The sequence below is a fragment of the Enterovibrio paralichthyis genome (assembly GCF_019209835.1).
GTDB lineage: Bacteria > Pseudomonadota > Gammaproteobacteria > Enterobacterales > Vibrionaceae > Enterovibrio > Enterovibrio paralichthyis.
Genome location: NZ_JAHUTS010000012.1, coordinates 1 through 15,984, shown reverse-complemented (window position 1 = coordinate 15,984; position 15,984 = coordinate 1). Strand labels below are relative to the sequence as shown.

The 15,984-nt window shown below is 47.4% G+C and carries 12 protein-coding genes and 8 tRNA genes; 6 read left to right on the top strand and 14 right to left on the bottom strand.

Features of this window, described 5'->3' with window-relative positions; all coding sequences use genetic code 11:
- Positions 1–97 precede the first annotated feature (97 nt).
- The gene (locus tag KU854_RS14705) at positions 98–742 is read right to left on the bottom strand and encodes a helix-turn-helix transcriptional regulator (protein WP_218359221.1); all 645 of its coding nucleotides are present in this window, start codon (positions 740–742) and stop codon (positions 98–100) included.
- 331 nt (positions 743–1,073) lie between these two features.
- Here KU854_RS14705 and KU854_RS14700 point away from each other — a divergent pair, with 331 nt between their 5' ends.
- Together KU854_RS14700 and corA are read left to right on the top strand one after the other, a co-directional pair.
- Positions 1,074–1,898, top strand: a complete 825-nt coding sequence (locus tag KU854_RS14700) for a diguanylate phosphodiesterase (protein ID WP_255555573.1) — start codon at positions 1,074–1,076, stop codon at positions 1,896–1,898.
- Between the two features lie 227 nt (positions 1,899–2,125).
- Positions 2,126–3,082: a magnesium/cobalt transporter CorA gene (gene corA / locus KU854_RS14695; RefSeq protein ID WP_054778920.1), complete on the top strand. Its 957-nt coding sequence runs from the start codon at positions 2,126–2,128 to the stop codon at positions 3,080–3,082.
- A gap of 72 nt (positions 3,083–3,154) precedes the next feature.
- Here corA and KU854_RS14690 read toward each other — a convergent pair whose 3' ends face one another.
- The gene (locus KU854_RS14690) at positions 3,155–5,764 is read right to left on the bottom strand and encodes a hypothetical protein (protein WP_218359220.1); all 2,610 of its coding nucleotides are present in this window, start codon (positions 5,762–5,764) and stop codon (positions 3,155–3,157) included.
- Between the two features lie 289 nt (positions 5,765–6,053).
- Between KU854_RS14690 and KU854_RS14685 the strand changes: the two genes are divergently transcribed.
- Together KU854_RS14685 and KU854_RS14680 are read left to right on the top strand one after the other, a co-directional pair.
- Positions 6,054–6,584: a YbhB/YbcL family Raf kinase inhibitor-like protein gene (locus KU854_RS14685; protein WP_218359219.1), complete on the top strand. Its 531-nt coding sequence runs from the start codon at positions 6,054–6,056 to the stop codon at positions 6,582–6,584.
- 9 nt (positions 6,585–6,593) lie between these two features.
- A complete protein-coding gene (locus KU854_RS14680) occupies positions 6,594–7,367 on the top strand; it encodes a helix-turn-helix transcriptional regulator (RefSeq protein ID WP_218359218.1) in 774 nt (257 codons plus the stop codon).
- A 319-nt stretch (positions 7,368–7,686) separates the two neighbouring features.
- Here KU854_RS14680 and KU854_RS14675 read toward each other — a convergent pair.
- Positions 7,687–7,763: transfer RNA gene (locus KU854_RS14675), tRNA-Asp, on the bottom strand.
- Positions 7,764–7,803: 40 nt separating this feature from the next.
- Positions 7,804–7,894: transfer RNA gene (locus KU854_RS14670), tRNA-Ser, on the bottom strand.
- A gap of 248 nt (positions 7,895–8,142) precedes the next feature.
- Here KU854_RS14670 and KU854_RS14665 point away from each other — a divergent pair.
- Entirely contained in the window at positions 8,143–9,600 is a 1,458-nt protein-coding gene (locus KU854_RS14665; RefSeq protein WP_218359217.1) for a PAS domain-containing protein, read from the top strand.
- Between the two features lie 36 nt (positions 9,601–9,636).
- Here the strand turns inward: KU854_RS14665 and KU854_RS14660 are convergent, their stop codons facing one another.
- The 3 genes from KU854_RS14660 to KU854_RS14650 all read right to left on the bottom strand — a co-directional run bounded on the left by KU854_RS14660 (position 9,637) and on the right by KU854_RS14650 (position 11,713).
- Positions 9,637–10,845, bottom strand: coding sequence for a NupC/NupG family nucleoside CNT transporter (locus KU854_RS14660; RefSeq protein WP_054778914.1), 1,209 nt, complete (start codon positions 10,843–10,845; stop codon positions 9,637–9,639).
- Positions 10,846–11,505: 660 nt separating this feature from the next.
- Positions 11,506–11,582 (bottom strand) — tRNA-Asp (locus KU854_RS14655).
- Between the two features lie 40 nt (positions 11,583–11,622).
- Positions 11,623–11,713 (bottom strand) — tRNA-Ser (locus KU854_RS14650).
- Positions 11,714–12,043: 330 nt separating this feature from the next.
- On the opposite strand from KU854_RS14650, the gene KU854_RS14645 reads away from it, so the two are divergent.
- Positions 12,044–12,403, top strand: coding sequence for a HopJ type III effector protein (locus tag KU854_RS14645; protein WP_218359216.1), 360 nt, complete (start codon positions 12,044–12,046; stop codon positions 12,401–12,403).
- 90 nt (positions 12,404–12,493) lie between these two features.
- On the opposite strand, the gene KU854_RS14640 is transcribed toward KU854_RS14645, so the two are convergent.
- The 7 genes from KU854_RS14640 to KU854_RS14610 form a co-directional block, all read right to left on the bottom strand.
- Entirely contained in the window at positions 12,494–13,426 is a 933-nt protein-coding gene (locus tag KU854_RS14640) for an exopolyphosphatase (protein ID WP_218359215.1), read from the bottom strand.
- A gap of 176 nt (positions 13,427–13,602) precedes the next feature.
- Positions 13,603–14,571: a citrulline utilization hydrolase CtlX gene (gene ctlX / locus KU854_RS14635; RefSeq protein ID WP_218359214.1), complete on the bottom strand. Its 969-nt coding sequence runs from the start codon at positions 14,569–14,571 to the stop codon at positions 13,603–13,605.
- Between the two features lie 198 nt (positions 14,572–14,769).
- Complete coding sequence (locus KU854_RS14630) at positions 14,770–15,258, bottom strand: Lrp/AsnC family transcriptional regulator (RefSeq protein WP_054778911.1); 489 nt, start codon at positions 15,256–15,258, stop codon at positions 14,770–14,772.
- 150 nt (positions 15,259–15,408) lie between these two features.
- Positions 15,409–15,485 (bottom strand) — tRNA-Met (locus tag KU854_RS14625).
- 166 nt (positions 15,486–15,651) lie between these two features.
- Positions 15,652–15,741: transfer RNA gene (locus KU854_RS14620), tRNA-Gly, on the bottom strand.
- A gap of 2 nt (positions 15,742–15,743) precedes the next feature.
- Positions 15,744–15,820 (bottom strand) — tRNA-Met (locus KU854_RS14615).
- A 38-nt stretch (positions 15,821–15,858) separates the two neighbouring features.
- Positions 15,859–15,934 (bottom strand) — tRNA-Gly (locus KU854_RS14610).
- Positions 15,935–15,984 lie beyond the last annotated feature (50 nt).

The window sequence follows — 15,984 nt, the reverse complement described above, 5'->3', positions numbered from 1 at the left end:
CGATTTCAGAGCGGGAGAATCAAACTTATGGCCATCAAATGAATACTGACCAGGCCAGAATTGGCCGATTCAAACTGAATATAGAAGCAACTCGCAATTACGCGGCGATTTCATCAAGCAACAGCGAACTTAATTGATTTCGATTTTGCCTTTCGGTTTTAACCAGAATATTTGAAACATGGGTTTTCACTGTACTTAAACTGACACTTAAAATAGTGGCGATGGATTTATTGCTATTCCCCTTAAGCAAATAGAAGAGCACTTCGTGTTCACGTCTGGATAATCCATATTTTGCACAAACCACATTCACCGACTGATCAGAAATGCCGCCCACATGAACCAATTGACGCAAAGCCTGAGACATGACTTCACGGCTAAACCACAACTGACCTGATTCAATGCTTCGCAGTGCTTTGGGTAGACATTCCAAGGTGTCAGAAGCTGAGATCAGCCCGCTAAACCCCAGGGAAATAAGTCCCAGAACGTTTGATTCGTCATCTGAAAGACCATTCACAATCAGCCAATCTCCTCCCATTTCATTGGGCTTCAGGTATTTGAGTATTTGGCTGTCCAAGGTTGACCGGTCGAGAACAACAATTTCATTAGAAAGAGAACGGAGAGATAAAATGGAATAGCTATGGATGAACTGAAAATGGGGAAAGATCATCGCCAACAGATTCACCAGTAACCCGGCTTTCTGTGCATCTTCAGAGAGGATATAGACAACGCGAACTGACTTCATGACGGCAACTTCTTGATACTGACATTGGAATCACTTTAAAAGATAACGCTAGAAATTACTGCGTAATGCACATTATTTTAGGCGCAATGCACAGTTTCCCTTCTTTTATTGTTTTGTTTGAAAATATTTAATTTTTAGTTACTTAGCCGCAATGCTGAAATCCGGATAAGATCATTGTGCGCAAAATTTGATTTAGCCACCTAAACCTCGAGGCAGCCCATAAAAATATTTCTATCAATCTCGGGTTATGCCTGACCCTTCACACAAGAACACAACTATTTTTCATACAATGACAATTCTGTAACTTAGGCGAGTTAACGAGAAGAGACCCTTGGCAAATCTCAATGCCCATCAATTAATGCTCAAAAAACTCTCAGTCTTATTGGAGCAACACGCTACAACAGGCGATGACAGACTGATCCTCGATGTTTTTAAGCAAAAACATATTGATCATGTCTATCAAGCTATCCGTGATGTAAAAACCGCAGAGCCCGTTTATCAACATGCTGCGCTGCGTTTTGGCAACCAGGGTCAATACAGTGAGCGGGATTTCAATTTTTCCGAAGGGATGCGTTTCTCACTCGCGCTCTACAGCCTCTTCATGGCGCAGCACCAAGCCCGCATCCAACTGGACAGCCCTACCCAGAATCAGCCGGACAAAATCGTGGTACCTATTGATGCCAACGCCCTGCTTTGGCGCCAAGGCCATGAAGCACTGCAGCAGATGCTGGCGTTGGACAAGCGCGCGTTTCGCTATCTCGTCCCATTGCTGAAAGTGAATGTCCGCGAGAAAGCGCATCCACCTTTAATTTCACTATTAGCACGCATCCGAAGCCACACCGCCGCGTTGTGGTTTGATATTGCCGTCCCCTGCGAACAATTGGAGTTTATTCAAAAACACCGGCCAGATTGCGTAAAGCTCTCACTCTCGTTGGAAAAGAGGGAAAACCGCCAGCACCTGATGCCTTTGGTGCAAGTCCTTCACACCCTCAAACTCTCTTGGGTTGCCGGACAAGTATCGAGTAATGGGGAACTTAGCCAGTACCGGCTACTCGGTGCTTCGCATTATTTTGAATATGACTCAGAAACCTCTACTTCTGAGCCCGTTAAAACGCTGGCTGACGACGAACAGGATTTCGACGCACTCTGGGTATAGCTGGCGCTGCTCCACAATTTCCATGACCATTAGCGGGTTTATCCTGAGCGCCACAAAACAAACTCAACCGAACTGAGACGAATCCTGCCGCCTGCACTACCTTATAAAGGCAGGCGGTCTTGTGTCTTTTCCTTGTGACGGAACCACTTCCTCTTCGCTTTCACCTTGAAACTCAACACGTTCTGGGCACAGACTTAAGTAACCTCATTTTCTTCTTAGGGGGCATTATGTTGCGCTTATTCAATATCGAAAACGGCCTCATTATCGAAATTCCTGTCGACGAAGGCGCGAATCTTCACGAACTTGTCAGCAAAGCCAAATGGATTGATGCGCAGGAACCCACTGACACGGAACGTGAACTGCTCAGTTCCCTGCTCCGGATAGACTTACCAGAATCTGATGATGTGGAAGAAATCGAAACTTCCGCGCGATACTTTATCGACAAAAGCGGTCTCCACGTTCACTCACTGTTCCTGTCGAAAAGCGAGGGCCGTCATGTGACCATGACTGTCGCCTGTATTTTGCAAAGCGAGCGGCTTATTACCATTCGTGACAGCGAGGTGCCTGACTTCCGTCTGATGCGCCTTCGTGCCCGGCGCCGACAGGTAAAATGTAAAGATGTAGAAACCTTACTGGTAACCTTGGTTGAGCAGAAAGTGGAAAACCATGCCGATACCTTGGAAGACCTGCACCGGGAGCTTGAAAAAGTCAGCCATGCCGTGCTGGAAGATGATGATTCTGATTTGGAAGAGAGCATCGAACAGCTGGCGAAACTGGAAGACAGCAACGGTAAAGTACGCCTGTGTTTGATGGATAACCAACGCGCGATTTCCTTCATGCTACGCCACCTGCAAAGCCGCAATGACCATCGTGAAACCCTGCACGAAATCGGGCGCGACATCGACGCTCTGATGTCCCATACCACGTTCCTGTTCGACAAAATCAACTTCCTGATGGGCTCCACCCACGGCTTTATCAACATCGAACAAAACCAGATCATCAAAATCTTTTCCATCGCCGCCGTGGTCTTTCTGCCCCCAACAGTTATCGCCAGTATCTACGGCATGAACTTCCACAATATGCCCGAATTGGATTGGGAGTACGGTTTCGCCTTCGCCATCATCCTGATGATTGTCTCCGGCGTCGCGCCACTGGTGTATTTTCAGAAGAAGGGGTGGTTGTGATAGCTCTTAGAAAACACAAAAAAGAAAAGCGCTCCGGAGAGCGCTTTGACGGGTTATTTGTTTACTTAGACCTTAGTTAACCGCTGGCAATTTGGTTGCCTCACGGTCATAGGTGGTTACCCACATTGGATCGTAAACACTTCGTTTAATCGTACCAACGTTGGTTTGCCAATAGGTATAGATAGCATTGGGGGCAGCTGTTTGGGCAACAAAATTTGACTCAGTGACAACACACGCATCAAAAGTTCCTGCAGGCACTGTCACTGAAACTTTACCCAAATACTCCTGATCATAGCTGAATTGTTCAATCGCTAGACCGTCATATGGCGTCCCGAAGGAGAGTCCAAAATCTAGCTCTGCAAGTGAGACTCGCTCTTGTTGATGTGTGACGGGTTGATTGAGGTGAAGGCTACCATTCTCAACCGATGCACTTATTGGTGTGATTACGCGACCAAACAGACTTTCCGGATCTTCTGGCACCCAATTTTGGAATCCATAAAACACATTGTCAGAGTAGAAACTCTCTTCCCGAGCGACCAACGTCTCTCCATCAGCAGAGAATCTGCTGAACAAATCTTTATTAAGACTGTTCTGGCTGTTAGCAACCCAGCTTGGCAGATTTTGAATAGTTTGGTATTTAGACAACCATGAGAAAGTATTACCCTTATATTCAATTGACTCTACATAGCTAACCTTACCGTCATCGTTCCAGATCACATCTTGCTGAGCAACATACTCAAGTTTGTCCCCTACCTTCTTGACATAACCTGCGTCTGGCAAACTCGCCAAACATTCACCGAGCGTCAAAGGATAATTGAAGCTATCCAGAATGACGGGCAAAGTGGATGCTTCAAATACATACTCTTCCTCAGCGTGAGCTTCAGCTGGCGCGACTAAACGGACGAAACCGTCAACTTCTGTCAGATATGCTTTGCCAGTCACGCTATCAAAGAGGCTCCAGGTGCTTTGTTGTGCAACATCACTTGGCGCACTGACTTCGATAATCGTTTTCCCGTGCTCGGTGAGTTCTTTCCATGTGCCCGAACCAATAGGATCAGAAACAGGATTTACCCAATCCCAGGCAAAGAACTTCACCGTACCATCAGCAACGATCTCGGCAATCAGCCCTCCTTCATTGGTTCCACCAACGGTGACAGATCCAGCTACCAGACCATCTGCGGATTCTTTGATGATTTGCGCCAATGTTTCTGCCGGAACCCCTTGGCTCACACCATTTTCGAGGGCGACTGAATTACACATACCACCACGGTCAGACTCATAGGCATCATCACACCAATCGCCTGGGTAGAGGGTAAAATAATCGCGAACTAACGGGGTGGTTTTGAGCTTGTAGGCAAAAGTACCTTCTGGGAAAGTGGCTGAATTATCCAGCACACTTGACCAAATATTAGCATCCGCCGTTTTGTCCATAATGTCCGCGATACGAAGACCGGATACATCAACCTTTTGAGTTTTTGCCGTGAAAGACAACTCTGCAGATTTCATGACCAGTGTCTCTGTACCATTTTCTGCCGTTTCGACGCCAACGATTGTATCATCGGCAGATACCCAACCTTTAGCTGTCAACATAAGAAGAATATTAGGTTGCTTTTCAACAACATCGAAACCGCTTAGGTCACTACGCGCTTGATATTCCTCTTCAACGACAGTTCCATCGTTATCAGCAAAGATCTTTCCATATTCCAAAGATGGGATACCATCCCCATTTTTGGAGCCACCGAACCACAACAAACCTGTTTCAGTAATCAAGGTATTCAAACTGGCCGTGACTTTGTTTCGATCTGCATTGTTTGCATTGACCTTGTCTTCAAGATCATTATCGGAAAGGTCTACTTTATCTTTGGCGGTACTGGCAACTTCATCAGGATCAAAGTCACCAGTTACACCATTAACGTCGCTAACGATTTCTGAAACAACCTTGCTGACCTCTTCATTGATTACATTGATCAAGTCAGACTCTGAAACACCATTGTTCGTAGCCTGATCTTTCAGCTCATCGAACTTTGTAGCAATAACACGTGCCGTAACCTGAGCAACTTTATGTAGTTTTTCAAATTCAGCTTTTTCAGCATCCGTGTTCTTACCTTCTATATAGTCAGCCGTAATATCCAGCTCGGTTCCAAGTTGTGTCTTAACGTACTCTACAGACTCTTCAACGGTAGATCCTTTTTCTATTTCGTTTTGAATCAGTGTCGTGATTGGACTTACAAAGTCCGAAGCCGCAGGAGCTGTCAGTTTGTATCCTTTGGATATAGCTACACCAGGATTGTCGGAGTCCGTTGTTTGCCCTGCAATAACTTGAACAAGAAGAGGTGAGGCATCGATTTGCGCCTGGGTAGCTTCTAAAGTGAATGCACCATTGGCATCTGTCGTAGCAGATGGCTCATTGTCATCACACATTTTGTTTTTGTTGATGTCCAAGCAAACGAGTGCCTCCTGAAGATACCCATCTGCTGCCTTACCGCTCAAGGTATTTAGTGTCGGTTCAGGATTTGTAATTCCACCGCCAGAAGTGGTTCCTGAATCTCCACCACAAGCAGCGAGGGATGCAGCGATCAATGAAGCCAATAGTGTCCTTTGCATTACCATATTTTTATTCTCCAACTGAATAGTAGCGTCCATGCCAGACGAACACTGAACATAAATCAGCCAAATAATCATACAGTTGCATCAAATTTATAACGTCAATTTTTCCTTTTTGCGAACGACTACACCCACCAAAGAATAAAAGTGTTAATAACACTGAAAAACTTATCTATATCAATTTAGAAATCGTAATCAAATCAAGGTAACCATCACCAAATGCAATGGATATAAAAACAACCAACACCACCAACACGACTATAAAGCTCAAATATGGCGCTAAAAAACCAATTATGAGCTTTAATGTAATAAAATTAACGGCAATCATCGGTAATCTAGCTCTCAACAAATCAAGAGGAGAGTTAAAATGAAATTTACCGGTTTAATCCCGCTTCTCGCGGTTGTATCAATGGGCAGCCAAGCGATGACTCTGACCAGCTCAGACATTCAAGAAGGTTCACGTATGCCCGAGACTTTCGCTTATCAGGGTTTTGGATGTGATGGTGCAGACATGTCACCTCAACTTAGCTGGAGCGATGCACCTGAAGGCACAAAAAGCTTTGCAATTACCGCTTTTGACCCCGACGCCCCTACAGGCAGTGGATGGTGGCACTGGGTAGCTTTGGATCTTCCTGCTACACAAACCAGTCTGGAACGAGGTGCTTCCGGTAAACTGAAAGCTGGCCGCGAAATGAAAAATGACTATGGTTCATTCGGCTACGGCGGCGCATGTCCTCCACAAGAGCATGGTATGCACCGTTACCAGTTCACGGTTTGGGCATTGCCAACAGAAAAGCTGGAACTGCCAGAAAACCCTTCCAACGCGTTGATTGGCTACATGCTAAATGCCAATGCGCTGGATAAAACCACACTGACCGCGACCTATGTGAGTGAGTAAGGAGAGCCTATGACGCGCGCCCTGGTGCAAACCAGCGAATTTCGCGGAGTGACAAAACAGCCACTTCGCAATGTATTGCTGTATGCACCAACCATCATCTGGGTCAACCATGGCCAAAAGCAATTGTGGTGGCATGACAGTACGCGCGAGTATGCTTCTGACGACTGGCTGGTCATTCCAGCCAGCCACTCACTGACCTTTGTCAACGAACCAGCACAGACAGCATTCCATTCAAGAATGCTGACTTTGCTGGCACCGCCTCCTTCAGAATGGCTGGAGTCGCAGCCAAGCCATGATGTCAGTGTTGAACCAAGGGTTGCAGTGACTCCAGAACTGGCATTCTGTTTCAACACTCTGTTCAGTATGCCACGACAATCAATGTCGACTGACGCCCAGCACCACTTGCTGATGGCTTTTTATGCCGAACTCAAGAAACACAATGCCCTGCACTTGCTGTTTCCCGGCGCAGAAACCTCTGTACGCGAACGTCTTGCCAGTTACCTGAGTGTAAACCCCGGCGACCCGCATCATATCGAAACCGTTGCCAGTCATTTTTCCATGAGCCCCGCCACACTAAAGCGCAAACTGGCTGCGGAAGAAACCTCTTTCCGCCAGGTGCTTACCAATGTGCGAATGGTGTATGCCCTGTCACTGATGCAAAAATCACGCAGTCAGCTCAACGTTGCTCTGGCTTGTGGTTATCAATCTGAGGCAAGGTTCTCCGCAAGATTTAAAGAAATCTTCGGCTTAACGCCCCGCGAATATGTCCAGACAATTGCGTAAGTATTTGCAAGGCTCGTTAGAATCCCAATACAAATCAGATATATACAAAAAAGCCCCGCAGTTGCCTGCAGGGCTTCGTTGTGTTGGCGGAACGGCCGGGGTCGCGCTCGACCGGGACTCAAGCCGCTAGGCTCGTGAGAGTCTTAGTACAAATTCGATGGATACAAAAAAGCCCCGCAGTTGCCTGCAGGGCTTCGTTGTGTTGGCGGAGCGGACGGGAGTCAACGCGCCGGGCTTCCGGACGCGACCAAAGTGCGCAGCACTTTTTGGGGCGCGTATAAGAAAAAAGCCTGACGCTTTCGCATCAGGCTTAAATCGTTGGCGGAGCGGACGGGACTCGAACCCGCGACCCCCGGCGTGACAGGCCGGTATTCTAACCAACTGAACTACCGCTCCAATTTTTTATCAACAAGCTTTGCAGCTCATCGATGAAAAGTGGCGGAGGGATAGGGATTTGAACCCTAGATACGCTATTAACGTATGCCGGTTTTCAAGACCGGTGCTTTCAACCACTCAGCCATCCCTCCGTAGGTGCGGCGAATATTATAGGGGGACGACAATACTGTAAAGGGGAAAATGCATCAAAATCATCTAACTGCGCTTAATTTAATCACTTCGCAGCAAATTCAAACAATGCCATCCAGTTTTCACCTCATGCATCGACCAAAGCGCCGCCTCATGCCCTATCGCATCTTATTTCTTGCGATTAAAGCAAATATGCCAGCGTGTCTTATAGTTAAGACGTGAGTGTTTTAATCCTGTCGCTGGAGAGATTTTGAATATTCGAATGAAGGCAGTTTTTTTCACTGCCCTGATTTTTACAATCGTGATCATCACCTTCATTTCTCTTGCCTTTAAATATCTTGCCGAGGCTAGGGAGAATGAGATGTCCTATCGTGCTCACGAGCTAGCCGAAATCGTCGTCGCGGTGACTGAAGCCCCTCTCATCGACAACAATTTCCGCAGAATCCGAGAGCTCTCATCTCGATTAACGACTCACGAAGACATCGCCTATCTCACCATCATGCATGGCGATGACAATGTTGTTGCACATCATCGCAATCCCGATAGCAATGAACAGGGAATTACGGTTGCCACAGAGTCCATCCAGGCAGACGGTGAAATCATTGGTACAGTATCCCTTGGCTATCGCAACCATTACGCTGACAACATGGCCTCCCCTATCGGCCGTTTCGTTATTTTTGGCACCATAGGGATCGGCATTCTGGCCATTGTCACTATTTATTTGCAGATAGTGGCCATCACCAGGCCGCTGAGAAAGCTTCACGAAGTGGGTACCAACGGTGAACATTCCAAGTTCAAGGTCTTCTTTAATGATGAGATTGAACAGACAATCAACATGGTCAATGCACTTCGCGAACGGATGGATAACAGCTACAGCAAATTGCAGACATCATTGCGTGACCAACAACTGTCGGTTCATGAGTCCAAAGCGATTGAAGAGCGAAACCATGCAATCTACGAAGCTTCTCTCGATGCCATCGTGGTCGCAGACGATCAGGACAATATTATTGAATTCAGTCCCCTGGCTGAGATGTTATTCGGCTGGGAGCGGGATGAGGTACTGGGTCGGCGTTTGGCCGATACCATTGTTCCGGAACAGATGCGGGCACAGCATATTGCAGGCATGCAGCACTTCTTAAAATCCGGCGAGGGGCCGGTGCTTGACCAACGTTTAGAGCTTACCGCGATCAGAAGAAGTGGCAGGGAATTTCCTGTCGAGATTTCTATCTCAGCAGCAAAGACCCGGGACGGGCATATTTTTGTCTCTTATATCCGGGACATTTCAAAACAGAAAAGAAATGAAGAAAAGCGAAAGCTGTTCAAATATGCGTTTGAGCATTCTCCACCGAGCCTAATCGCCGATGGTAAAGGGCATATCACCCAAGCGAACCCAGCATTTAGCGAACTAACCGGCTACCGCAGTGAAGATATCAGTGGTGAAAAACCGCGAATGCTGACTGATAACCCTGACGACAAACAGTTTCACAAACGCATCTGGCTCAGCCTGCTTAGCCATCGACAATGGGATGGTGTTTTGAATCTCCGCCATCGCGAAGGTGCTGTCATTCCGGTAAAAGTACATATGAGCGCCCATATGTCAGAACAAGGCGAGCTCCTCCACTACTGCGCGTATTTCCATCCTTTGGAATCTGCGGAGGAGCTTACGCTCACAGAGCCTATGGCGCAGACAAAACAAAGCCCGCACTGACGCGGGCTTATCTTTATTTTCGTTGCCATACCGCTATTACAGCGCGATGAAAAGTCCTGCCAACGCTGCGCTCATCATGTTCGCCAGCGTTGCAGCTGCTACCGCACGGAAGCCCAGTTTAGCCACGTCCTGACGACGCTCTGGCGCCATGGTACCAATCGAGCCCAGCTGGATAGCAATAGAGCCAATATTGGCAAAACCACACAGAGCGAACGTTACAATGATCTGAGTGTGAGCAGATAGCGTCTCTTTGACATTGACGAAATCCAGGAACGCTACAAACTCATTCAGTACGGTCTTCTGGCCGATCAGCGAACCCGCGCTCAGCGCTTCGTTCCAAGGCACGCCTGCAACAAATGCCAACGGCGCAAACATATAACCGAAGATAGTTTGAAGCGTCAGGTTTTGAATACCAAACCAACCACCAACAACCTCAAAGCCCGCGTTCAACATGGCAATCACGCTGACGAATGCAATCAGCATGGTACCCACAGCCACCGCAACTTTCACACCGTTCATTGCACCTGCTGCCAGCGCATCGATAGCGTTCACATCACCGCTTTTTTCCAGCTCGATGTTGCCCGAAATATCAGACTGTTCGCGCTCAGGCACCAACATTTTCGCCATCAACAGACCACCCGGTGCCGCCATGAAGCTTGCCGCAATCAGGTATTTCAATTCTACGCCCAGAGCGGCATAGCCACCTAACACAGAGCCAGCCACTGATGCCATACCACCTACCATAACGGCAAACAGTTCTGAGCGTGTCATCTTGCTCAGAAACGGACGGACAACCAGTGATGCTTCGCTCATTGAGAGGAAAATGTTGCTCGTTGCTGCCAGTGATTCAACCTGGGATGTACCCAATAGACGGTGAATACCACCACCGATCACTTTGATCAGCTTTTGCATCACGCCAAGGTAATACAGAAGAGAAATGATTGCAGAAAGGAAAATAATGAGGGGAAGAACGCGAATTGCAAAAATGAAGTTGCCACTGGCCAGATCGCCAAAAACGAATCCGATACCTTCATCGGCAAAAGCCAGCAGGCCGGAAACGCCGTTGCTTACCGACCCCAGCAGCGATTGACCCAGCGGGAAATACAGTACCAGTGCAGCAAAACCTGCCTGCAAAGAAAAAGCGCCGAGAATCGTACGCCAGTTAATGTTTCGACGACTTTCGGAAAGCGCGTAAGCGCACACCAACAGGGCCAATATGCCGGCCAGGCTGAAAAGAATTTGCATTATGTTACCTTGCGTTTTTATCTGGATTTTGGCGGGCGGAGAAAATAACGCGCAGGGGAGCAGGCAACATTGCAGAGGTTGCAAAATTGTTCTTACCCGTTGGCGATTTTCAAGGCCCGTAAATGCTCACAGTTACGCTGGGCCCGGTTCCATGGGGCAAGTTTCCATTTTTGCAGCCGATTGAAAGCTGGTCAGTCATGCTATCGTCACAGATAGTCATGCGCTTTAACCGGGCGGGAAGTATACGCAGCACCTAGATACGTGACAAGGATCACTTTTGTTAAATTTTGTGGTCTTGGTGACAACAAATCAGTGAAGTGCGTATTTTCGACAGTTTTCGGCGAAATCCAACAAATACAAAAAAGCCCCGCTGTTTCCGCGGGCATGCCTAGTTAGGGCTTCGTTGTGTTGGCGGAACGGCCGGGGTCGCGCTCGACCGGGACTCAAGCCGCAAGGCTCGTGAGAGTTCTAATACAAATCCGATGGATACAAAAAAGCCCCGCTGTTTTCGCGGGCACGCCTAGTGAGGGCTTCGTTGTGTTGGCGGAACGGCCGGGGTCGCGCTCGACCGGGACTCAAGCCGCAAGGCTCGTGAGAGTCCTAATACAAATCCGATAGATACAAAAAAGCCCCGCAGTTTCCTGCAGGGCTTCGTTGTGTTGGCGGAGCGGACGGGACTCGAACCCGCGACCCCCGGCGTGACAGGCCGGTATTCTAACCAACTGAACTACCGCTCCAATTTTTTATCAACCAGCTTTGCAGCTCATCGATGAAAAGTGGCGGAGGGATAGGGATTTGAACCCTAGATACGCTATTAACGTATGCCGGTTTTCAAGACCGGTGCTTTCAACCACTCAGCCATCCCTCCGTAGGTGCGGCGAATATTATAGGGGGACGACAGCGCTGTAAATACTTTTTTTACTAAAACAGTGCGTTTGCCCGCGAAATAACCGAACCGCACAATAACTCACCAAAACCGGTAAGAAGCCGCATCTTTGACCAGTGTGACTTAATTTGAAGACAGTCGTCCATTAAGTTTTCGAAAGGCACACATACCCAAACAAGAACTTCACATTAGTGTATCAACCTGATAAAACACCTAATTGAACAAATGAGTGGTAGGGATTTCCAGTTTCACGCCGCAGTTCACACTCCCAGTAACCTGTTATTGTGCAACAAATAAGCAGTCAGGATTCATATGCAACTCACTACTTTTCTAATGAAACTCGCAAACACTCCCGAAGCGGTTGAATTCGAGGAAACCATCGCCGTTATTGACACTTTTTACACGTTTACAGCGTCTGACTTTATTAATGGCGATTTGGTCAACAAAGCGGGTCAGAATACTGGTTCGTGCAAAATTCTGGCTTTTGGCAAACTCCATGGATTACCGGAGAGCGAAGTCTTGGCCTGTTTCGGCAAGTTCTATCGCGAAGATGTATTAAAGCATCCGGCAGGAAATGATCACCAAAACATCCGCAACTTTATAAAGACAGGTTGGAGAGGCGTCTCTTTTGAACGCTTAGCACTCTCGCCGAAGAACGCTAACCTTGAATAAGAAAAGCACAACGTCTTTTCGGCGTTGTGCTTTTTCATTCACCTCTAAACTACCTATTACAAATCGTGGTGACAGGCTTCTTTCCTTTGTTTATCCGTCTTTGTTGATTTGGACAATCAACTCATCTTCAACCCTTGCTGCGTTTTCGTTTGGAACCTGACACGTACCCGCATTAGCATGCCCTCCCCCACCATATTTCAACATCAATTCGCCAATGTTGGTTTGGGAGGAGCGATCAAAGATAGACTTGCCGCATGCAAAAACGGTGTTTTGTTTTTTTAATCCCCAAAGTACATGGATAGAAATATTGCACTGCGGGAAGAGTGCATAAATTTCAAAGCGGTTTCCGGGCCAAATTACGTCTTCATGTCGTAAATCCAGAACAACCAGATTTCCGCATATTGATGCGCAGCGACGAACCTGCTCCTGAAACTTGGTGCGATGGGCAAAGTAGAGATCAACGCGTTCCTTAACATCCGGCAACTGCATGATTTCATCAATAGACATGTCCCTGCAGTGGTCTATCAAAGCCATCATAAGGTCGTAATTCGAGATTTTAAATTCGCGAAAACGCCCTAAGCCCGTGCGTGCGTCCATGATGAAATTCAACAGACTCCAGTCCTTGGGGTGCAAGACTTCATCCTGGTTGTATTGCGCGGAGTCACCTTTATCAACCTCCGCCATCATCTCATCCCAGCTACTGGGAAATGTGTTCTCCCCTCCAAAGTGCTTCCAAACCACACGGGCAGCAGATGGTGCAGCGGGGTCAATAATATGATTGGCATTCAGATCCTGATTGCGAACCAACTCTGAAGCATGGTGGTCGATACAAAGGTGTGCTTTGGGGTTGTATGGCAGGTTGGTAGTGATGTCATACTCGGTGATCTCAACAAGACCGTCCTGCATGTCCTTTGGATGCACAAATTTGATCTCATCAATCAAATCGATGTGCTTTAGCAGTACCGCACACACTAGACCGTCGAAATCACTGCGCGTTATAAGACGGTATCGTCTCTCTGGCATAGCATCACTCCCGTATACATGGGTTAGAGCCCACTTACAGCTCTATTGTTAGTTAGATTCCTCTTTCTTAAGAATAAGACGGATAGGCGAATTCGCAACTTGGGGAGAGCGGTATATTGTAAGACAGACCTTTGTCAGGAAAGAAAAAAGCCGCTGTAGAAGCGGCTCCTATGCGTTTACCTTGGCAGGAAATTCTCCGCCAACATGCAACGCACGCTGCCACCACCGATGGTTTCGATGGTTGAAACGTCCAAGGGTATGAGTTTTCCGTGGCGGCGCAGTACCCGCTTTTGTTCTGGAGTAAAAGCGTTGTAGGCTGACGAGGACATCGCAATCACACGTTCGTCTTTATCAGTACGTAATTGGAGGATATTGCCACAAAACTGCCCCATCTGCGCTTCCGTTATCGTGATAACTTCTTTCGTTTTCTTGAGCTTATTTATGACCCGGCGACGCTCAAATTCCTCAATGATCTCGTCACAGATAACAGCAAAGCCCTCACCCACCGCCATCATCACATTGGTGTGATAAACCGGTGATCCCGATGCCATCTTGGTGTCGAAATAGATCAATTCTTTGAAACCGGCTTTATCTGCGTACTCTTGCAATAAATCGCGGTCACAACGCACGGACAGTGCTGCATAAATTGTCGAGTTGGTGTGATCCATGATCATCACCCCAGTGCTCTCTAAAAACACTCTGGGTGAGCTGATGTCTCCCAACTCGCGGATTGCTTTGATCTGGTAACCTTCATCCCGCAGGGCTTGCGATAAACGGTTTGGTCTGACTTCCCGGCGTCGGTTTTCGCACGCCATTGGAAATAGGAATACATCGCCTGCCGGCGTAGTTGAAAACCAGTTATTCGGGAAAACCGCATCCGGTGTTTCCCCTTCATTTTGTGAATACTTCATGACGGTGACGTCGACGCCATGCTGCCGAAGCACATCCACCATGTTATTGAATTCAGCTAGGGCTTTTTCGCGAATTTCTACATCAGACAGGGAAATCACATTCTGAAATTCGTTGTCTGAACTGGTTTCCTCGTTAAATTTAAAGTCGACAGGAGGCACCATTACCACAGCGTTTGCAACATGAGTAACAGTGACCTGAGAAGGGATCGTATCTTTCTTGATCGGTGCGACCATCTAAACACCTCAACATTTTATTAACATTGTTGTTATGAGGTTTATTGTAGATACGCTCTGATGGGAAAGTTACCTGAATATGCAGTTTATATTCACTTTATGCATACTGAATAACTACAATTAGAACTAAATTTGGGTAATTTACCCATGAAGCACAAAAATCACCCTTTACTTTGTCTTAACGTATCAGTGCAAAGACTAGCCGATAAGCTCAGGGTTTATCCCAGCGCTTCGTTTGTACTCAGCTATCACGATTTCGCTGCGAGTCTGAACTACACCTGGAAGCTGGATGATACGTGTCGACATAAACTTCTGATAAGCCTTGATATTTTTTACCCTGATTTTCACCATGGCATCAAAGTCGCCCGACAGTGAATAGCATTCCTCAATTTCAGGGATCAGCATGGCAGATTTCGCAAATTTGTCGAAGATGGACAGGTTTGTCTGGTCAAGCCGCATATGGATAAACACCACCACATCCAGCCCCAGTTTTTCCGGTGATATATCAGCGTGATAGCCGGAAATGTAGCCTTCCCTCTCCAATCGCTTTACGCGCTCTGAGCAAGGCGTTGTGGTCAGGTTGACCCTTTTCGCTAGTTCCACCACAGGCAATCGCCCGTTGGATTGCAGGATCCTGAGGATATCAATATCAATGCGATCAAGGGTAGATATATTCTGATTGGCCATTTGCCGCCTCCATGCATGCATTACCTATCCAATCGGTAAAATTTAGGTAATTTTGCTTTAGGTTAAAGGCTAGCTGGGAAGAGATAAAGGAAGAATATGAAAATTAGATAGATACGAAGAAGCCCAGTCCGAAGACTGGGCTTTAAAATGTGGTTGCGGGAGCCAGATTTGAACTGACGACCTTCGGGTTATGAGCCCGACGAGCTACCAGGCTGCTCCATCCCGCGTCCGTATTTCACCGTTCAAGTACGATGACAACTATTACCATATTCCAAACCCTCTAAGGAGATTGGAGCGACACACGAGGTTCCCGATCTTCAAGGCTTAGGCGTGACCTCAACCTTGGTAAGGTTCCTTGCATATCACACTTTCGACGTATCGAAAGTTAAAATTTGGAGCGACACACGAGGTTCCCGATCTTCAAGGTTTAGGCGTGACCTCAACCTTGGCAAGGTTGCGCTCTACCAACTGAGCTAGTGTCGCATTGGTTGCGGGAGCCGGATTTGAACCGACGACCTTCGGGTTATGAGCCCGACGAGCTACCAGGCTGCTCCATCCCGCGTCCGTATTTCACCGTTCAAGTACGATGACAACTTAAATTGGAGCGACACACGAGGTTCGAACTCGTGACCTCAACCTTGGCAAGGTTGCGCTCTACCAGCTGAGCTAGTGTCGCATTGGTTGCGGGAGCCGGATTTGAACCGACGACCTTCGGGTTATGAGCCC